We start from the raw sequence: 17,115 nt of genomic DNA on the forward strand, positions 1-17,115 counted from the left end.
TTGGCTGCCAAGAAAAAACCCGCGCCCAAGCGCGGCGCCAGCCGTCACCAGCCACCCGCCAAACAGCCGATCCCGGGCTGGGTGTGGCTGGCGGTCGGCCTGACCGTAGGTGCATTCATCGTCTTCCTGATGAAGCTCGAGCCCGGCGGCGATGACATCAAGCGTGCCAAGCCTGAACAGCAGAAGCCCGCCAAGGTCGCCGAGGCGGCCAAAGGCACCACGCCGACCACGCCGCAGCCGATCAAGCCCAAGTACGACTTCTACACCCTGCTGCCAGAGTCGGAAGTGATCGTGCCGCCTGAAGCGGTGCCGGAGAAGACGCCGCCCGTGCCGGCCCAGCCGGTCACGCCGGTCACTCCTGCCGAAGCCGCGAAGATCGACACGGCCCGAGCCCAGGCTGCGCTGTCGGGGCAGACGCCACCACCGGCTCCCCCAGTGATCAAGCCTGCAGCGACCACGCAGTTCTTCCTCCAGGCCGGTTCGTTCCGCAAGGAAGCCGATGCCGACAAGGTACGTGCGCAGATCATCCTGCTCGGCCAGGTGGTCAAGGTGGAATCGGGGACGGTGAAGGAAGAAACCTGGTACCGCGTACTGGTCGGTCCGTTCAGCAACCGTGAACAACTGACCGTGGCACAGAAGCAGCTGGCCGGAGCAGGTTTCAGCAACCTGCTGCTGCAGCAGCGACAGACCCGCCAGTAACGAAAAAGGCCTTGCCGCACTGCGACAAGGCCTTTTTTCTGCGGAGTCAGCGCTGCCTGCCATTGACCTCGGACACCTGGGTGTTGAGGGTCCAGAAGTCATACAGCACGCCAATCAGGAACAGGCCGCCGGTAAACAGGTAGATCAGTGCGCTGATCCACTTGCCCTGGTAAAGCCTGTGAATGCCGAAAATACCCAGGAACGTCAGCAGCACCCACGCCACGCTGTAGTTCACCGGCCCTGGCTGGAACCGCAGGTCAGCCTCGCGGTCCATGGACGGGATCAGGAACAGGTCGATCAGCCAGCCGATACCCAGCAAGCCCAGCGTGCAGAACCAGATCGTCCCGGTGATCGGCTTTCCGTAGTAGAAACGGTGCGAGCCGGTGAAGCCGAAGATCCACAGCAGGTACCCGATGACCTTGCTGTGCGTGTCATGAAGCGGCGCACCCTGTTGATACGTATTCATTCAAAACCCTCGTGGGATAGCCGAAAATTTTCTAACGAAAAATGTGACTTTTTCGTTTTGCCCCGACGTATGGCACCCAGCCACACGACCAACGGATCAGATTTTGATCAAAAAGCTGTTATAAAGTTGCGCGCCAACATCTATAAACATCCATAAAGAGCTTCAACTATGCCGCCTTTCTTCAAGACATGGCTGACCCTCTGCCTATTGTTACCCCTGGCCGCCCACGCCACCAACCGTGAGCAACGACTCCCCAACGGATTCACTGGCTACACCTCCAACGCCGATGTTTCCGTGAAACGCACCCCCGCCAAGCAGGTCAGCCTGCGTGCGCGTCCGGCAAATGCCGCGAAGAACCACGCGCTGAAAGTGGCGGCGATGTCGCCCAAGCAGAGCAGCGAAGTACTCAGCCGCGCCGTCAACGTGCTCGGCACCCCCTACCGCTGGGGCGGTAGCACGCCTGGCAAGGGCTTCGACTGCAGCGGTCTGGTCAAGTACGCCTTCAACGATGTCGCCGACGTCGATCTGCCACGCACCTCGAACGCCATGGCCCAAGGGCATGGCGTGAAAGTGGCGCGGGATGACCTCAAGCCCGGCGACCTGATCTTCTTCAACATCAAGAGCCGTCGGGTCAATCACGTTGCCATCTACCTGGGCAACGACCGCTTCATCCACGCGCCGCGCACCGGCAAGCGGGTGAGCATCGACAGCCTCGAAAAGCCGTACTGGCAGAAGCATTATGTGGTTGCCAAGCGCGTGCTGCCCAAGGAGCAGGAGGCGCTGCGGCTGGCCAAGCGTTGATGTAGTTTCTTTCTCTGGCCTCTTCGCGGGCAAACCCACGAAGAGGCCAGCAGTTTCACCCTGCCCCGTCGATCACTCCCCGCTTCATCAACGCCTGCATCGCCCCTTCCATCGTCACCATCCCCTGCGCCGTGCCGGTCTGCATCACCGACTGCAACTGCGCCATCCGCCCTTCGCGAATCAGGTTGCGCACCGCTGGCGTCGCCACCAATACCTCCCGCGCCGCCACCCGGCCACCACCCACCCGACGCACCAGCACCTGCGCCACCACCAGACGCAACGACTCGGCCAACATGGCGCGCACCAGCGGCTTCTCTTCGGCGGCGAACACGTCCACCAGGCGATCGATGCTGCTCGCCGCTGTTCGCGTATGCACCGTGGCCAGCACCAGATGCCCGGTCTGCGCCGCTCGCAGCGCCAGACGAATGGTCTCCAGGTCACGCAATTCCCCGATCATGATCACATCCGGATCCTGGCGCAGGGCACTGCGCAACCCCTGGGCAAAATCGCGACTGTGGCGGCCGATCTCGCGCTGAGTGATCAGGCAGCGCTCGGCGCGGTGCACGAATTCGACCGGATCTTCCAAGGTGAGGATGTGGTTTGAGCGCTCACGATCAAGCTGCGCGATCAAAGCAGCCAGTGTGCTGGACTTGCCACTGCCGGTCGGACCACCCACCAGCACCAGGCCATCACGGCACTGGGCAATGACTCGATACACTTCCATGAGGTCGAGTTCTTCGACCGTTGGCACCTGTGCAGGTATCAGCCGCAGGCTTGCGGCCAACCCCCGATACTGCCGGTACAGGTTCAGACGAAAACGGCCAAGCCCAGGCAGATCAAGGGCCAGATCGATTTCCTCAGCCGCCGGCCACAGGCGCCGCTGATCAGCATCGAGCCAGGGCGCCAAGCCTTTCTCGATCATTTCGCTTTGCAAGGCAGGCAACGCCAGGCGCTGCAATTCGCCATCCAGGCGCCACAGCGGCGCCTCGCCCGCAGCCAGGTGCAGGTCCGAAGCCCCCGCTGCCACGGCCCGGGCCAACAGGTCGGTCACATCCATGAGACTCCCCAAAGGCCATCAAGCAGGTAGAATGCCGCACACCACTGAGCTGCCGGCATCAATCCATGTCCACCCTAGCAGACAACCTTCGCGCTATCAGCGAACGCATCGACAACGCGGCCCGAGCCGCTGGACGCGACACCGCCAGCGTACACCTGCTGGCCGTGAGCAAGACCAAGCCCGCCACCGCCATTCGCGAAATCCACGCCGCTGGCGTACGCGACGTCGGCGAGAACTACCTGCAGGAAGCCCTGGCCAAGCAAGATGAATTGCGTGACCTGCCCTTGATCTGGCACTTCATCGGCCCCATCCAGTCGAACAAGACCAAGGCCATTGCCGAACACTTCGACTGGGTACACAGCGTGGATCGCCTGAAAATCGCCCAACGCCTGAGCGAGCAGCGCCCCAGCGGCCTGCCAGCGCTGAACGTCTGCCTGCAGGTGAACGTCAGCGGCGAAGACAGCAAATCGGGCTGCACCCCGGCCGATCTGCCGGCACTGGCCCAGGCCGTGGCCGAACTGCCCAACCTGCGTCTGCGCGGGCTCATGGCGATTCCCGAGCCCAGCGACGACCGCGCCACCCAGGAGGCCGCCTTCGCCCGCCTGCGCCAGTTACAGGAAAACCTGGGCCTTGGCCTGGACACGCTATCCATGGGCATGAGCCACGACCTGGAAGCGGCCATCGCCCAGGGTGCGACCTGGGTCCGTATCGGCACCGCCCTGTTCGGCGCCCGCGACTACGGCCAGCCCTGATTCCATGCTTTACTCACTCTCTCCTTCAAGGACCTGACATGAGCAAGACTCGTATTGCCTTCATCGGCGCCGGCAACATGGCCGCCAGCCTGATCGGCGGCCTGCGCGCCCAGGGCCTGGACGCCGCGCAGATCCGCGCCAGCGACCCGGGTGCCGAGACCCGCGCCCGGATCAAGGCCGAGCACGGCATCGAAACCTTCGAAAGCAACGCCCAGGCCATCGATGGCGTGGACGTGATCGTGCTGGCGGTCAAGCCACAGGTCATGAAAGCCGTGTGCGAGACCCTGAAACCAACCCTGGCGCCGGGCCAACTGGTGGTCTCCATCGCTGCCGGCATCACCTGCCAGAGCCTGCAGAGCTGGCTGGGCGAAATCCCGGTGGTGCGCTGCATGCCCAACACGCCATCGCTGCTGCGCCAAGGTGCCAGCGGCTTGTACGCCACCGCTCAGGTCTCCGGCGAACAACGCCAGCAGGCGGAGCAACTGCTGACTGCGGTCGGCACCGCCCTGTGGCTGGAACAGGAGCAGCAGCTGGACGCCGTGACCGCGGTCTCCGGCAGCGGCCCGGCGTATTTCTTCCTGCTGATCGAGGCCATGACCGCTGCTGGCGAGAAGCTCGGCCTGCCGCGTGAAACCGCCTCGCAACTGACCCTGCAGACTGCCCTGGGCGCCGCGCACATGGCGGTTGCCAGCGATGTCGATGCTGCCGAACTGCGCCGCCGCGTCACCTCGCCCGCCGGCACGACCGAAGCGGCGATCAAGTCGTTCCAGGCCAACGGTTTCGAGGCCATCGTCGAGCAGGCGCTGCAGGCTGCGGCCACGCGCTCCGCCGAGCTGGCCGAACAATTGGGCAAATAAGGAGCTGTCGATGAATGCACTGTCCGACGCCGCGATCTTCGTGGTGCAAACCCTGGTCAGCCTGTACCTGGTGATCGTCCTGCTGCGCTTCGTGCTGCAACTGGTCAAGGCCGACTTCTACAACCCGCTGAGCCAGTTCGCCGTGCGCGCCACCCAACCGCTGCTCAAGCCAATCCGCCGGGTCATTCCCAGCATCGCTGGCCTGGACACCTCTTCGCTGCTGCTGGCGATCGTGATCCAGGCGCTGCTGATGGCCTTCGTGCTGATGGTCACCTACGGCACCTTCGGCGACATCCTGCACCTGCTGATGTGGGCGATTCTCGGCATCACCTCGCTGTTCCTGAAGATTTTCTGGGTCGCGATGATCGTCATGGTGATCGTCTCGTGGGTCGCGCCGAACAGCCACAACCCCGCCGCCGAACTGGCCTACCAGATCAGCGAGCCAGTGCTGGCGCCGTTCCGCCGCCTGGTGCCCAACCTCGGCGGCATGGACATTTCGCCGATCTTCGCCTTCATCGCCATCCAGGTGATCCAGTCGTTCCTGATGCCACAACTGGCTGCCTATGCCGGCATGCCGGAACAGCTGTGGCGAATGATCTGAACCACCGCGTCATCCAGCGGCAGCCTTTGCTTGCCGCTGGGGGTAGCGCTCTTTAGACTTACGCTTCCGTCAAGCGTGAGCAGGGTCGATGTCCACTGTCTTTCCCGAAGATTCCGTCGGTCTGGTAACCCCCCAGATCGCCCGGTTCGATGAACCGCTGGCCCTGGCCTGTGGCCGCGCGCTGGCCTCGTACGAACTCATCTACGAAACCTATGGCCAGCTCAACGCCAGCGCCAGCAATGCCGTGCTGATCTGCCACGCACTGTCCGGTCACCACCACGCCGCCGGCTACCACGCTGCCACCGACCGCAAGCCGGGCTGGTGGGACAGCTGCATCGGCCCGGGCAAGCCGATCGACACCAACCGCTTCTTCGTGGTCAGCCTGAACAACCTCGGCGGCTGCAATGGCAGCACCGGCCCGAGCAGCCTCAACCCGGCTACCGGCAAGCCCTATGGCGCGGATTTCCCGGTTCTGACCGTGGAAGACTGGGTACACAGCCAGGCCCGCCTGGCCGATCGCCTCGGCATCCAGACCTGGGCCGCCATCGTCGGCGGTAGCCTGGGCGGCATGCAGGCGCTGCAGTGGACCATCACCTACCCCGATCGCGTACGCCACTGCGTGGACATCGCCTCGGCGCCCAAGCTGTCGGCACAGAACATCGCCTTCAACGAAGTGGCACGCCAGGCCATCCTCACCGACCCCGAGTTCCACGGCGGTTCGTTCCAGGACCAGGGCGTGATCCCCAAGCGCGGGCTGATGCTGGCGCGCATGGTCGGGCACATCACCTACCTGTCCGACGACTCGATGGGCGAGAAATTCGGCCGGGAGCTCAAGAGCGACAAGCTCAACTACGACTTCCACAGCGTCGAGTTCCAGGTCGAGAGCTACCTGCGCTACCAGGGCGAGGAGTTTTCGGGGCGCTTCGATGCCAACACCTACCTGCTGATGACCAAGGCGCTGGACTACTTCGACCCGGCCGCCGCCCACGATGGCGACCTGGCCGCCACGCTGGCGCATGTCACCGCGCATTACTGCATCATGTCGTTCACCACCGACTGGCGTTTCTCGCCAGCACGCTCGCGAGAGATCGTCGATGCCCTGATGGCTGCGCGCAAGAACGTCTGCTACCTGGACATCGACTCGCCCTACGGCCACGACGCCTTCCTCATCCCGACCCCGCGCTACATGCAGGGTTTCGCGAACTACATGAACCGCATCACCCTCTGAGGACCGCATGAGAGCCGACCTGGAAATCATCCACGACTGGATCCCCGCCGGCAGCCGGGTACTCGACCTGGGCTGCGGCAATGGCGAACTGCTGGCCTCGCTGCGTGATCGCAAGAACGTCACCGGCTATGGCCTGGAGATCGACGCCGACAACATCGCCGAGTGCGTAAACAAGGGCGTCAACGTCATCGAGCAAGACCTGGACAAGGGCCTGGGCAACTTTGCCAGCAACAGCTTCGACGTGGTGGTCATGACCCAGGCCCTGCAGGCCGTGGAATACCCCGACCGCATTCTCGACGAGATGCTGCGGGTAGGCCGCCAGTGCATCATCACCTTCCCCAATTTCGGCCACTGGCGCTGCCGTTGGTACCTGGCCACCAAAGGACGCATGCCGGTGTCGGACTTCATGCCCTACACCTGGTACAACACCCCGAACATCCACTTCTGCACCTTCGAAGACTTCGAGAACCTGTGCCACGAGCGCAATGCCAAGGTGCTCGATCGCCTGGCCGTCGACAACCGTCACCGCAATGGGTGGGGCGGTCGGCTTTGGCCTAATCTTCTGGGAGAGATCGGCATCTATCGGGTCAGCAGTCCTGGGCTGCAGGAGCACCAGGTCGCGGTCTGATCCACCTATCGGAGGAATGGCACCATGCGTCGTCTCGCTCTCTTGCTGATCAGCCTGTGCCTGGCCTGGCCAGTGCTGGCTGCCGACGCCGCCCGTCCCGAGCGCAAGCAGGACTTCGGCGACGTCACGGTGCACTACAGCGCCTTCACCTCGAGCATGCTGCAGCCGGACATCGCCGCAGCCACCGGCCTTGTCCGCAGCAAGAATCAGGGCGTGCTCAACATCGCTGTGCTCAAGGCCGGCAAGCCTGGCACGGCGGTGGTCAGCGGCACGGTCAAGGACCTCACCGGCCGCAGCAGCCCGCTGTCGTTCAGGCAGATCACCGACCAAGGTGCGGTGTACTACATCGCCCAGTTCAAGATCGCACAGGCTGAAACCCTGACCTTCGACCTCAATATCGAAACCGGCGGCCTCAGCCACACACTCAGCTTCAACCAGGAAGTGTTCCCAGGCGAATGATGAATTTCCAGCAACTCGTATTGGCCAGCCACAATGCCGGCAAACTGAAAGAGCTCCAGGCCATGCTTGGCGGCTCCGTGCAACTGCGCTCGATCGGCGAATTCAGCCAGGTCGAGCCGGAGGAGACCGGCCTGTCGTTCGTCGAGAACGCCATTCTCAAGGCCCGCAACGCCGCGCGCCTTTCCGGTTTGCCGGCACTGGCCGACGACTCGGGCCTGGCGGTGGACTTCCTGGGCGGCGCACCGGGCATCTACTCGGCTCGCTACGCCGACGGCAAGGGTGATGCGGCGAACAACGCCAAGCTGCTCGATGCCCTGAAGGACGTGCCCGAGGAGCAGCGCGGCGCGCAGTTCGTCTGCGTCCTGGCCCTGGTGCGCCATGCCGACGATCCTCTGCCGATCCTCTGCGAAGGCCTGTGGCACGGTCGCATCCTGTTCGAGGCCAGCGGCGACCATGGCTTCGGCTACGACCCACTGTTCTGGGTACCGGAGCGCAACTGCTCCAGCGCCGACCTCGCACCGCTCGAGAAGAACCAGCTCAGCCATCGCGCCCGCGCCATGGCCTTGCTGCGTCAGCGTCTGGGCCTGGCATGACCGAACAGCCGCCCCTGCAGCCGGCGGGCCTGATCCTTCCAGAGCGCCCGCCGCTGTCGCTGTACATCCACATCCCCTGGTGCGTGCGCAAGTGCCCTTATTGCGACTTCAACTCGCACCAGGCCGGCCCGACGCTACCCGAAGACGACTACATCGACGCCCTGCTCGCCGACCTGGACCAGGAACTGCCTGCGGTGCAGGGCCGCCCGATCAGCACGATCTTCTTCGGCGGCGGCACGCCAAGCCTGTTCAGTGCCGCCTCGCTGGGGCGCCTGCTGCAAGGCATCGAGCAACGGATCCCGTTCGCCCCGGACATCGAGATCACCCTCGAAGCCAACCCCGGCACCTTCGAGCAGGACAAGTTCAAGGCCTACCGCCAGACCGGCATCAACCGTCTATCCATAGGTGTGCAGAGCTTCCAGCCGAGCAAGCTCGAAAAGCTCGGGCGCATCCACAACGGCGATGAGGCCGTGCGCGCTGCAGACATGGCCCGCGCAGCAGGTTTCGACAACTTCAACCTGGACCTGATGCACGGCCTGCCGGACCAGTCGCTGGACGAGGCGCTGGGTGATCTGCGCCAGGCCATCGCACTCGCGCCTACGCACTTGTCGTGGTACCAGCTCACCCTGGAACCGAACACCGTATTCTGGAACCAGCCGCCCGAGCTGCCCGAGGACGACATCCTCTGGGACATCCAGGAAGCCGGCCAGGCGTTGATGGCCGAACATGGCTACCACCAGTACGAAGTTTCGGCCTACGCCCAGCCAGGACGCGCTGCACGGCACAATCTCAACTACTGGCGCTTTGGCGACTTCATCGGCATCGGCGCGGGGGCGCATGGCAAGCTGTCGTTCCCGGACGGGCGTATCCTGCGCACCTGGAAGACCCGCCTGCCCAAGGACTACCTCAACCCGGCGAAGCCCTTCAAAGCCGGCGAGAAGCTGCTGCCCGCCGATGAGCTGCCGTTCGAATTCCTGATGAATGCCCTGCGCCTGACCGATGGCGTGGAGGCCGAACTCTTCACCCGACGCACCGGCCTGCCGCTGGCACAGTTGGCAGAAGCACGCCGTGCTGCCGAACAAAAGGGCCTACTGCAGGTCGAACCCGATCGACTGGCGGCGACACCGCGGGGCCAGTTGTTCCTCAACGACCTGCTGCAGTACTTCTTGAATTAAGGATGACCCATGGACCTGGTACTTGACCTGCTCTCGACCGTTTCCCGCTGGAGCCGCAGCAACCTGTCAGAAATTTCGCTGGCGCTCGTGGGGTGTTTGCTGGTGTTGTTCGGCACCGACCTCAAAGGCTGGGTCGATCAGCGCCTGGGGGGCCTCGCTGGCGCCCTGCGCGTGCCTTTCATGGCGCTGCTGGTGATGATCGGCAGCGGCGCGGCGCTGATCTATGCCACGCCCTGGGTGGTGAAGGCGCTGGCGCAATTCAACAACTATGCGCTGGCGCCGGTGCTGCTGGTGGTGCTGGTGCTCATCGGCGTGGTGGCAGATCGTCGCGGCTAACCCACGCGTACAGGCCAGCCAAATGAAAAACGCCCTTCTCAGGGCGTTTTTTCGATCAGTCCAGCTTCTCGAACTTCAAATCCCAGACGCCATGCCCGAGCCGCTCGCCGCGACGCTCGAACTTGGTGATCGGCCGCTCTTCAGGCCGCGGCACGTAAGCGCCGTCAGCCGCCTGGTTACGGTAGCCCGGCGCGACCTTCATCACGTCCAGCATGTGCTCGGCATAGGGCTCCCAGTCGGTGGCCATGTGGAACACACCGCCGACCTTGAGTTTGCGCCGTACCAGCTCGGCGAACTCGGGCTGGACGATGCGGCGCTTGTGATGGCGCGCCTTGTGCCAAGGATCGGGGAAGAACAGCATCAGGCGATCGAGGCTGTTGTCGGCCACGCAACGGTTGAGCACCTCGATGGCGTCGCAGTCGTACACCCGCAGGTTCTTCAGACCTTGGGTCAGCACGCCGTTGAGCAGCGCGCCAACACCCGGGCGGTGCACTTCCACACCAATGAAGTCCAGCTCAGGCGAAGCAGCGGCCATCTCCAGCAGGGAGTGCCCCATGCCGAAGCCGATCTCCAGGGTGCGCGGCGCCGAGCGGCCGAACACCTGGTCATAATCCACCGGGCTGTCGGCCAGGGGCAGGATAAACAGCGGGCCACCCTGATCAAGGCCACGTTGCTGGCCTTCAGTCATGCGGCCTGCGCGCATCACGAAACTCTTGATGCGGCGGTGCGGGCGCTCTTCGCCTTCAGCGGTGATCGGCGTTTCTTGCGATTCAGTCATCAGGGGCTCTTACTTGATCAGACCATCCAGCGGCGACGAGGCGCTGGCATAGAGTTTCTTCGGCATACGCCCGGCCAGATAGGCCATGCGACCGGCGACGATGGCGTGCTTCATCGCTTCGGCCATCAGCACCGGCTGCTGGGCGTGCGCGATAGCGGAGTTCATCAGCACGGCTTCGCAACCCATTTCCATGGCGATGGTGGCGTCGGAGGCGGTACCTACACCGGCGTCGACCAGTACCGGCACCTTGGACTCTTCCAGGATGATCTGCAGGTTGTAGGGGTTGCAGATCCCGAGCCCGGTACCGATCAGGCCCGCCAGCGGCATCACGGCGATACAGCCCGCTTCGGCCAGTTGACGGGCGATGATCGGATCGTCGCTGGTGTAGACCATCACGTCGAAACCGTCCTTGACCAGCACTTCGGCAGCCTTGAGGGTTTCGATCACGTTGGGGAACAGAGTCTTCTGGTCGGCCAGCACTTCCAGCTTCACCAGGTTGTGGCCATCGAGCAGCTCGCGGGCCAGGCGGCAGGTGCGCACGGCTTCGACGGCGTCATAGCAACCGGCGGTGTTCGGCAGGATGGTGTAGCGGTCCGGCGGCAGCACATCGAGCAGGTTCGGCTCGCCCGGGTTCTGGCCGAGGTTGGTGCGGCGCACGGCGACGGTGACAATTTCGGCACCCGAGGCTTCGATGGCCAGGCGGGTTTCTTCCATGTCACGGTACTTGCCGGTGCCGACCAGCAGGCGCGACTGGAAAGTGCGTCCGGCCAGGGTGAAGGGCTTGTCGCTACGAACGTTGCTCATCGTTGTTCCTCTGGAAAGGTTGCGGGACTTGCGGGTGGGGCACGGCAGAAGCGTCAGCCGCCACCGATGGCGTGGACCACTTCGACCTGGTCACCCTCGTTCAACAGGGTGCTTTCGTGCTGGCTGTGCGGCACGATGTCCAGGTTCAGCTCCACCGCCACACGACGCCCGACCAGCTCCAGCCGGCCCAGCAGGGCCGCGACGCTCTCGCCCGCAGGCAGTTCGTAAGGTTCACCGTTCAGTTGAATGCGCATGCGCACGGCCACCATCGTTCATTGGGGCCCGCATTCTAGCCCCGATCAGCCTTGCAACCCAAGGGCGACACACGCCATTAGTCGCGATTCCCGACCGCTTGGTCAGCCCAGGCGCCAGGCTGCCAGCCCCAGGCACAGCCAGCCGGCGAGGAAGCACAGGCCGCCGATGGGGGTGATGATGCCAAGCTTGCCCAACCCGGTGAGGGTCAGCACGTAAAGGCTGCCGGAGAACAGCAGGATACCGACTGCGAACAGCCCGCCCGCCCAGCCGACCAGACGCCCCGGCAAGTGTACCGAAAGCAGCGCGACCGCCAGGATCGCCAGGGCATGGACCAGTTGATAAGTGACGCCGGTGTGGAAGATCGCCAGGTAATCGGCGGTAAGACGGTTCTTCAGGCCGTGTGCGGCAAAGGCACCCAGGGCCACACCCGTAAAGCCAAAGAACGCGGCGAGCATCAGGAAGCTGCGAAGCATGGGACGACTCCTCGAGAGGGGTCTGTATAATGGCCCGTTCCATCGGTCCGGCCAAGCTATCGACATGCTGTCATCCCTGATCCGCCGTCTCGCCCGCGCACTGCTCTGGTTCGCTGCCGGCAGCATTGTGCTGGTGCTCGCGCTGCGCTGGGTGCCACCACCGGGCACTGCGTTGATGGTCGAACGCAAGGTGCAGTCCTGGTTCAGTGGCGAGCCGATCGACCTGCAGCGCGACTGGACGCCCTGGGACGAGATCTCCGACGAGCTCAAGGTGGCCGTTATCGCGGGCGAGGACCAGCACTTCGCCAACCACTGGGGTTTCGACATTCCCGCGATCCAGGCGGCGCTGGCACATAACGAGCGCGGCGGCAGTATCCGCGGCGCCAGCACGCTCTCCCAGCAAGTGGCGAAGAACCTGTTCCTGTGGTCGGGGCGCAGCTGGTTTCGCAAAGGTCTGGAAGCCTGGTTCACTGGCCTGATGGAGCTGTTCTGGTCGAAGGAGCGGATCCTCGAGGTCTACCTCAACAGCGCCGAATGGGGTCCGGGCGTATTCGGTGCCCAGGCAGCGGCGCGCTATCACTTCGGCGTCGATGCCAGTCGCCTCACTCGCCAACAGGCCAGCCAGCTCGCTGCAGTGCTGCCCAGCCCGATCAAGTGGAGTGCCAGCCGCCCGAGCACCTATGTCGCCAGCCGAGCGGGATGGATTCGACGGCAGATGAGCCAGCTCGGGGGAACCAGTTACCTGATGCAGTTGGAGAGCGCACGCAAGCCTTGATGCGCTTGCAGTCCCATGCGACCAACAAAAAGCCGCCTGCCCCGCGAGGGACAGGCGGCTTTTCAGTCAGGGCGCCGATCAGATCGTGATCAGTGCCTTGACCTTGCTCATCGCGTTCTTCTCGAGCTGACGAATCCGCTCGGCCGATACACTGTACTTCTCTGCCAGCTCGTGCAGCGTGGCCTTTTCCTCGGCCAGCCAGCGCTGATAGAGAATGTCGCGGCTGCGCTCATCCAGGCCACTGAGTGCCTCGTGCAGGTTGCTGTTGGAGTTGTCGTTCCAATCGGCATCCTCGAGCTGCATGGCAGGATCATAGCGGTGATCCTCAAGGTAGTGCGCAGGCGACTGGAAGGCGCTGTCGTCGTCGGCATCGGCTGCCGGATCGAAGGCCATGTCCTGACCGCTCAGGCGGCTTTCCATCTCGCGCACTTCCCGAGGCTCGACGCCCAGGCTTTCGGCGACACGGTGCACTTCATCGTTATTAAGCCAGGCCAGACGCTTCTTCTGGCTGCGCAGATTGAAGAACAGCTTGCGTTGCGCCTTGGTGGTGGCGACCTTGACGATACGCCAGTTACGCAGGATGAACTCGTGGATCTCTGCCTTGATCCAGTGCACGGCGAAGGACACCAGGCGCACGCCCATCTCGGGGTTGAAGCGCTTGACCGCCTTCATCAGGCCGACATTGCCTTCCTGGATCAGGTCAGCCTGGGCCAACCCGTAGCCGGCATAGCTGCGGGCGATATGTACGACGAAACGCAGGTGGGCCATCACCATTTGCCGAGCGGCCTCAAGATCCTGCTCATAATAGAGACGCTCGGCCAGTTCACGCTCCTGCTCGACCGTCAGCAGCGGAATGCTGTTGACCGTGTGCACGTAGGCTTCCAGGTTCGCACCGGGCACCAGGGCATAGGCAGGTTGCAACGAAGTGGTCATTCAAGTACCTCCGACTCACTGGACTCGTGCCTTGTGGGCACTGCCATCATTGACTCCGGAACCATGAAAGAAGTTCCTGGATGAAAAAAAGTCAATGCTGGCAAGAAAGCATTATCGCGGTGCAAGCTCGTTCAGGTGGCGAGCGACCGCAATCCAAGCACCGATATACCCCAAGAGCACCGCACCAATCAAGAGTGACAGACCATCGGACCCCGGTACCCCGCCCAGGGCGAAGTCACTGTTGTACAGCCCGGAAAGCCCGACGACCGCGTCGTTCAGCCAGTTCAGGCCAAACGCCAGGATGCCCCATGCCAACACGCCCGCACCCAGGCCGTACAAGGCTCCCATGTAGAGGAAGGGGCGCCGCACGTAGCTGTCGGTACCGCCGACCAGCTTGATCACTTCGATCTCGACACGGCGGTTCTCGATGTGCAGCCGAATTGTGTTACCAATTACCAAAAGCAGTGCGGAAATCAGCATGACCGCCAGGCCGAAGACAAAACGGTCACCCAACTTGAGGATCGCCGCCAGGCGCTCGACCCAGACCAGATCCAACTGAGCCACTTCGACCCGCGGCAATTCCGACAGGCGCTGACGCAAGGCTTCGAGCGCCGGCTTGTCGACTTCGGTCGGCGTCACCACCACCACACCCGGCAGCGGGTTGTCCGGCAACTCGCGCAAGGCCTCGCCCAGGCCGGATTGCTGCTGGAACTCCTGCAGCGCCTGCTCGCGGCTGACGTAGGTCGCCTCGGCCACGCCGGGCATGCCCTTGATCTCATCGCGCAGCGCTTCTCCTTCCTTGCTACCCGCATCGAGCTTGAGATAAAGCGAAATCTGCGCTGCGCGCTGCCAGGAACCCCCAAGTTTCTCGACGTTCTTCAGCAGCAGCGACAGGCCCATGGGCATGCTCAGTGCCACAGCCATCACCAGACAGGTGAAGAAGCTGCCGATTGGCTGCTTGCCCAGGCGGCGAAGGCTGTCGGCGAGGCTGGCGCGATGGCTTTCAAGCCAGGCGTTCAGCAGGGTGCGGAAATCCGGACCATCGTCATCATGGCCACCGCGCTGTTTTTCCGGCTTCGGGTCGGCGGCCTTGGGCGCAACGCGCTCGGAGACCTTTGGCGTACGCGTAGTGCTCATTGTCCGGCCTCCCCATCGCCGATCAGTCGTCCGCGCTGAAGCGTCAGCATGCGGTGACGCATGCGCGCGATCAGCGCCAGGTCGTGGCTGGCGATCAGCACCGTGGTGCCCAGGCGGTTGATGTCTTCGAACACGCCCATGATCTCTGCGGCCAGCCGCGGGTCGAGGTTACCGGTGGGTTCGTCCGCCAGCAGCAGCGCCGGCTGGTGGACGATGGCACGGGCGATGCCCACGCGCTGCTGCTGCCCGGTCGACAGGTCAGCGGGGAACAGCTCGCCCTTGTCCGACAGCGACACGCGCTCCAGCGCCGAATCCACGCGCTTGGCGATCTCTGCCTTGGACAGCCCGAGGATCTGCAGCGGCAATGCGATGTTGTTGAACACGGTGCGATCGAACAGCAGTTGGTGGTTCTGGAACACCACGCCGATCTGGCGGCGCAGGAACGGGATCTGCGCATTGCTGATCTGACCCAGGTCCTGGCCGGCCAGCAGCAGCTTGCCGCTGGTCGGGCGCTCCATCGCCAGCAGCAGGCGCAGCAAGGTGCTCTTGCCCGCGCCGGAGTGGCCGGTGACGAACAGGAATTCGCCCCGGCGTGCCCGGAAACTCAGCTCATGCAGGCCGACATGGCCATTGGGGTAGCGCTTGGCGACCTGCTCGAATCGGATCATGGGTGCTCACGCTCGGCAAACAGGGCTTTGACGAAGGGTTCGGCCTCGAAGGTGCGCAGATCGTCGATACCCTCGCCGACCCCGATGAAGCGGATCGGCAGGCTGAACTGCTTGGCCAGGGCGAAGATCACACCGCCCTTGGCAGTGCCGTCCAGCTTGGTCAGGGCCAGGCCGGTCAGCTCGACGCTCTGGTTGAAGTACTTGGCCTGGCTGATGGCGTTCTGTCCGGTGCCCGCGTCCAGCACCAGCAGGACCTCGTGCGGCGCGTCAGCGTCGAGCTTGCCGATGACCCGACGGACCTTCTTCAGCTCTTCCATCAGGTTGTCCTTGGTGTGCAGACGTCCGGCGGTGTCGGCGATCAGCACGTCGGCGCCACGGGCCTTGGCGGCCTGCACGGCATCGAAGATCACCGAGGCCGAATCGGCGCCGGTGTGCTGGGCGATCACCGGGATCTGGTTGCGCTCCCCCCAGACCTGCAACTGCTCTACCGCAGCCGCACGGAACGTATCGCCGGCAGCGAGCATGACCTTCTTGCCTTCGAGTTGCAGCTTCTTGGCCAGCTTGCCGATGGTAGTGGTCTTGCCTGCGCCATTCACGCCGACGACAAGGATCACATAGGGCTTGCTCTGGGATTCGATCTTCAGAGGCTGCTCGACCGGACGCAGCAGCGCGGCCAGCTCTTCCTGCAGCGACTTGTACAGTGCATCGGCGTCTGCCAACTGCTTGCGGGCAACCTTCTGTGTGAGATTCTGGACGATCAGCGAAGTGGCCTCGACGCCTACGTCGGCAGTGAGCAGGCGAGTCTCGATCTCGTCGAGCAGGTCGTCGTCGATGACCTTCTTGCCCAGGAACAGGCTGGCCATGCCTTCGCCAATGCTGGCACTGGTCTTGGACAGGCCCTGCTTGAGGCGGGCGAAGAAGCCGGGCTTGGACTGCTCGGTAGCGGCAACCACGGGTTCTGGCTCGACAAGGGCAGGCTCGGGCTGGGGCTCCACCGGTGCAGGCGCAGGCGCCTCGGCCACGGGCGTGACAACTACCGGCTCAGGCTCGACGACAACCGCTGCCACAGGCTCAGGGCTCGCGACAGGGCGCTCGGGAATGGCTGGCGGTTCGCTCGGTTCCAGGTCAGGGACCAGCGCCACGGGTTCCTCGGCGACAGGCAGTACCAGACTGCTGACCGGCGCAGCCACCGGGGCCTCAGCCACCGGAGCCGGGATTTCGACCTCGACGGGCTGCGCTGGTATGGCCTGGGGTGCTTCTACCGACGGCGGCACTTCATCTGGCACAACCGGCGCATCGGCGGCAACCGGCTCGAGCGGAGCGACAACGGCCTGCTCGACGGGCGTGGCTGGCGCTGCCGGCTCGTTGACGGGCTGCTCGGGGGCTTGCGGCTGTTCGGCGACAGGTTGCTGCGGCTTCTTGCGAAACCAGCCGAACAGGCCTTTCTTTTCACCGGCCTCGGCCGGCGCTTTCTTGTCGTCGTTGGAACCAAACATGGAAGACGGCTATCTCAGGGTAGCGATGCACCATCATTGGGCATCGGGAATTCTCTATACGCAGAACAGACTCTCTTGAAGCCGGCTGGTTCATGCGCAACGTTTTGTCGTAGTGTCCTGTGGGCCAGAACGGCGACAGGCATG

22 protein-coding genes are annotated in these 17,115 nt (G+C 63.8%); 12 read left to right on the forward strand and 10 right to left on the reverse strand.

Annotated elements, in window-relative coordinates; all coding sequences use genetic code 11:
- Nucleotides 1-699, forward strand: coding sequence for an SPOR domain-containing protein (locus AB688_RS00850; protein ID WP_063541613.1), 699 nt, complete (start codon nt 1-3; stop codon nt 697-699).
- Nucleotides 700-745: 46 nt separating this feature from the next.
- Here AB688_RS00850 and AB688_RS00855 read toward each other — a convergent pair whose 3' ends face one another.
- Nucleotides 746-1,165: an NINE protein gene (locus tag AB688_RS00855; RefSeq protein WP_063541615.1), complete on the reverse strand. Its 420-nt coding sequence runs from the start codon at nt 1,163-1,165 to the stop codon at nt 746-748.
- Nucleotides 1,166-1,333: 168 nt separating this feature from the next.
- Between AB688_RS00855 and AB688_RS00860 the strand changes: the two genes are divergently transcribed.
- On the forward strand, nt 1,334-1,966 hold the full coding sequence (locus AB688_RS00860) for a C40 family peptidase (protein ID WP_054891178.1): 633 nt from the start codon (nt 1,334-1,336) through the stop codon (nt 1,964-1,966).
- A 55-nt stretch (nt 1,967-2,021) separates the two neighbouring features.
- Here the strand turns inward: AB688_RS00860 and AB688_RS00865 are convergent, their stop codons facing one another.
- Nucleotides 2,022-3,023: a type IV pilus twitching motility protein PilT gene (locus tag AB688_RS00865; RefSeq protein WP_063541617.1), complete on the reverse strand. Its 1,002-nt coding sequence runs from the start codon at nt 3,021-3,023 to the stop codon at nt 2,022-2,024.
- Between the two features lie 65 nt (nt 3,024-3,088).
- Here AB688_RS00865 and AB688_RS00870 point away from each other — a divergent pair, with 65 nt between their 5' ends.
- The 9 genes from AB688_RS00870 (at nt 3,089) to AB688_RS00910 (ending at nt 9,652) form a co-directional block, all read left to right on the forward strand.
- Entirely contained in the window at nt 3,089-3,775 is a 687-nt protein-coding gene (locus AB688_RS00870) for a YggS family pyridoxal phosphate-dependent enzyme (protein ID WP_063541619.1), read from the forward strand.
- 38 nt (nt 3,776-3,813) lie between these two features.
- Entirely contained in the window at nt 3,814-4,632 is an 819-nt protein-coding gene (gene proC / locus AB688_RS00875; protein WP_054891175.1) for a pyrroline-5-carboxylate reductase, read from the forward strand.
- A gap of 10 nt (nt 4,633-4,642) precedes the next feature.
- Nucleotides 4,643-5,233: a YggT family protein gene (locus AB688_RS00880; protein ID WP_054891174.1), complete on the forward strand. Its 591-nt coding sequence runs from the start codon at nt 4,643-4,645 to the stop codon at nt 5,231-5,233.
- Between the two features lie 88 nt (nt 5,234-5,321).
- On the forward strand, nt 5,322-6,461 hold the full coding sequence (gene metX, locus AB688_RS00885; protein ID WP_054891173.1) for a homoserine O-succinyltransferase MetX: 1,140 nt from the start codon (nt 5,322-5,324) through the stop codon (nt 6,459-6,461).
- Nucleotides 6,462-6,468: 7 nt separating this feature from the next.
- Nucleotides 6,469-7,089 (forward strand): methionine biosynthesis protein MetW, encoded by a 621-nt coding sequence (gene metW / locus AB688_RS00890; RefSeq protein WP_063541621.1) that lies wholly within the window; start codon nt 6,469-6,471, stop codon nt 7,087-7,089.
- A gap of 24 nt (nt 7,090-7,113) precedes the next feature.
- A complete protein-coding gene (locus tag AB688_RS00895) occupies nt 7,114-7,548 on the forward strand; it encodes a DUF4426 domain-containing protein (RefSeq protein WP_063541623.1) in 435 nt (144 codons plus the stop codon).
- Nucleotides 7,545-8,141 (forward strand): RdgB/HAM1 family non-canonical purine NTP pyrophosphatase, encoded by a 597-nt coding sequence (gene rdgB / locus AB688_RS00900; RefSeq protein ID WP_054891170.1) that lies wholly within the window; start codon nt 7,545-7,547, stop codon nt 8,139-8,141. Before AB688_RS00895 ends, rdgB begins: the two co-directional genes overlap by 4 nt.
- Nucleotides 8,138-9,316: a radical SAM family heme chaperone HemW gene (gene hemW, locus AB688_RS00905; RefSeq protein WP_063541625.1), complete on the forward strand. Its 1,179-nt coding sequence runs from the start codon at nt 8,138-8,140 to the stop codon at nt 9,314-9,316. The genes rdgB and hemW overlap by 4 nt, the downstream gene beginning before the upstream one ends.
- Before the next feature lie 9 nt (nt 9,317-9,325).
- Entirely contained in the window at nt 9,326-9,652 is a 327-nt protein-coding gene (locus AB688_RS00910) for a DUF3392 family protein (RefSeq protein WP_054891168.1), read from the forward strand.
- Between the two features lie 55 nt (nt 9,653-9,707).
- Here the strand turns inward: AB688_RS00910 and trmB are convergent, their stop codons facing one another.
- The 4 genes from trmB to AB688_RS00930 all read right to left on the reverse strand — a co-directional run bounded on the left by trmB (nt 9,708) and on the right by AB688_RS00930 (nt 11,962).
- Nucleotides 9,708-10,430, reverse strand: coding sequence for a tRNA (guanosine(46)-N7)-methyltransferase TrmB (gene trmB, locus AB688_RS00915; RefSeq protein ID WP_054891167.1), 723 nt, complete (start codon nt 10,428-10,430; stop codon nt 9,708-9,710).
- 9 nt (nt 10,431-10,439) lie between these two features.
- On the reverse strand, nt 10,440-11,234 hold the full coding sequence (locus tag AB688_RS00920; RefSeq protein ID WP_008092966.1) for a thiazole synthase: 795 nt from the start codon (nt 11,232-11,234) through the stop codon (nt 10,440-10,442).
- A 53-nt stretch (nt 11,235-11,287) separates the two neighbouring features.
- Entirely contained in the window at nt 11,288-11,488 is a 201-nt protein-coding gene (thiS, locus tag AB688_RS00925) for a sulfur carrier protein ThiS (RefSeq protein ID WP_063546598.1), read from the reverse strand.
- Between the two features lie 102 nt (nt 11,489-11,590).
- Entirely contained in the window at nt 11,591-11,962 is a 372-nt protein-coding gene (locus AB688_RS00930; RefSeq protein ID WP_054891165.1) for a DUF423 domain-containing protein, read from the reverse strand.
- A 64-nt stretch (nt 11,963-12,026) separates the two neighbouring features.
- Between AB688_RS00930 and mtgA the strand changes: the two genes are divergently transcribed.
- Nucleotides 12,027-12,737, forward strand: a complete 711-nt coding sequence (gene mtgA, locus AB688_RS00935; protein ID WP_054891164.1) for a monofunctional biosynthetic peptidoglycan transglycosylase — start codon at nt 12,027-12,029, stop codon at nt 12,735-12,737.
- A 78-nt stretch (nt 12,738-12,815) separates the two neighbouring features.
- Here mtgA and rpoH read toward each other — a convergent pair whose 3' ends face one another.
- The 4 genes from rpoH to ftsY form a co-directional block, all read right to left on the reverse strand.
- Nucleotides 12,816-13,670: an RNA polymerase sigma factor RpoH gene (gene rpoH / locus AB688_RS00940; protein ID WP_063541627.1), complete on the reverse strand. Its 855-nt coding sequence runs from the start codon at nt 13,668-13,670 to the stop codon at nt 12,816-12,818.
- 111 nt (nt 13,671-13,781) lie between these two features.
- Nucleotides 13,782-14,807: a permease-like cell division protein FtsX gene (ftsX, locus tag AB688_RS00945; RefSeq protein ID WP_063541629.1), complete on the reverse strand. Its 1,026-nt coding sequence runs from the start codon at nt 14,805-14,807 to the stop codon at nt 13,782-13,784.
- The gene (gene ftsE / locus AB688_RS00950; protein ID WP_011531723.1) at nt 14,804-15,475 is read right to left on the reverse strand and encodes a cell division ATP-binding protein FtsE; all 672 of its coding nucleotides are present in this window, start codon (nt 15,473-15,475) and stop codon (nt 14,804-14,806) included. The genes ftsX and ftsE overlap by 4 nt, the downstream gene beginning before the upstream one ends.
- On the reverse strand, nt 15,472-16,971 hold the full coding sequence (gene ftsY, locus AB688_RS00955; RefSeq protein ID WP_063541631.1) for a signal recognition particle-docking protein FtsY: 1,500 nt from the start codon (nt 16,969-16,971) through the stop codon (nt 15,472-15,474). The genes ftsE and ftsY overlap by 4 nt, the downstream gene beginning before the upstream one ends.
- Nucleotides 16,972-17,115 lie beyond the last annotated feature (144 nt).

The sequence above is a fragment of the Pseudomonas putida genome (genome assembly GCF_001636055.1).
Classification (GTDB): domain Bacteria; phylum Pseudomonadota; class Gammaproteobacteria; order Pseudomonadales; family Pseudomonadaceae; genus Aquipseudomonas; species Aquipseudomonas machongensis.

Coding starts and splice junctions, on each gene's coding strand:
- hemW (WP_063541625.1), top strand. CDS start 8,138: ATGACCGAACAGCCGCCCCTGCAGCCGGCGGGCCTGATCCTTCCAGAG.
- AB688_RS00870 (WP_063541619.1), top strand. CDS start 3,089: ATGTCCACCCTAGCAGACAACCTTCGCGCTATCAGCGAACGCATCGAC.
- ftsE (WP_011531723.1), bottom strand. CDS start 15,475: ATGATCCGATTCGAGCAGGTCGCCAAGCGCTACCCCAATGGCCATGTC.
- metX (WP_054891173.1), top strand. CDS start 5,322: ATGTCCACTGTCTTTCCCGAAGATTCCGTCGGTCTGGTAACCCCCCAG.
- AB688_RS00855 (WP_063541615.1), bottom strand. CDS start 1,165: ATGAATACGTATCAACAGGGTGCGCCGCTTCATGACACGCACAGCAAG.
- trmB (WP_054891167.1), bottom strand. CDS start 10,430: ATGACTGAATCGCAAGAAACGCCGATCACCGCTGAAGGCGAAGAGCGC.
- ftsX (WP_063541629.1), bottom strand. CDS start 14,807: ATGAGCACTACGCGTACGCCAAAGGTCTCCGAGCGCGTTGCGCCCAAG.
- mtgA (WP_054891164.1), top strand. CDS start 12,027: ATGCTGTCATCCCTGATCCGCCGTCTCGCCCGCGCACTGCTCTGGTTC.
- proC (WP_054891175.1), top strand. CDS start 3,814: ATGAGCAAGACTCGTATTGCCTTCATCGGCGCCGGCAACATGGCCGCC.
- AB688_RS00920 (WP_008092966.1), bottom strand. CDS start 11,234: ATGAGCAACGTTCGTAGCGACAAGCCCTTCACCCTGGCCGGACGCACT.
- AB688_RS00895 (WP_063541623.1), top strand. CDS start 7,114: ATGCGTCGTCTCGCTCTCTTGCTGATCAGCCTGTGCCTGGCCTGGCCA.
- metW (WP_063541621.1), top strand. CDS start 6,469: ATGAGAGCCGACCTGGAAATCATCCACGACTGGATCCCCGCCGGCAGC.
- thiS (WP_063546598.1), bottom strand. CDS start 11,488: ATGCGCATTCAACTGAACGGTGAACCTTACGAACTGCCTGCGGGCGAG.
- AB688_RS00910 (WP_054891168.1), top strand. CDS start 9,326: ATGGACCTGGTACTTGACCTGCTCTCGACCGTTTCCCGCTGGAGCCGC.
- rdgB (WP_054891170.1), top strand. CDS start 7,545: ATGATGAATTTCCAGCAACTCGTATTGGCCAGCCACAATGCCGGCAAA.
- AB688_RS00860 (WP_054891178.1), top strand. CDS start 1,334: ATGCCGCCTTTCTTCAAGACATGGCTGACCCTCTGCCTATTGTTACCC.
- rpoH (WP_063541627.1), bottom strand. CDS start 13,670: ATGACCACTTCGTTGCAACCTGCCTATGCCCTGGTGCCCGGTGCGAAC.
- AB688_RS00880 (WP_054891174.1), top strand. CDS start 4,643: ATGAATGCACTGTCCGACGCCGCGATCTTCGTGGTGCAAACCCTGGTC.
- AB688_RS00865 (WP_063541617.1), bottom strand. CDS start 3,023: ATGGATGTGACCGACCTGTTGGCCCGGGCCGTGGCAGCGGGGGCTTCG.
- AB688_RS00930 (WP_054891165.1), bottom strand. CDS start 11,962: ATGCTTCGCAGCTTCCTGATGCTCGCCGCGTTCTTTGGCTTTACGGGT.
- ftsY (WP_063541631.1), bottom strand. CDS start 16,971: ATGTTTGGTTCCAACGACGACAAGAAAGCGCCGGCCGAGGCCGGTGAA.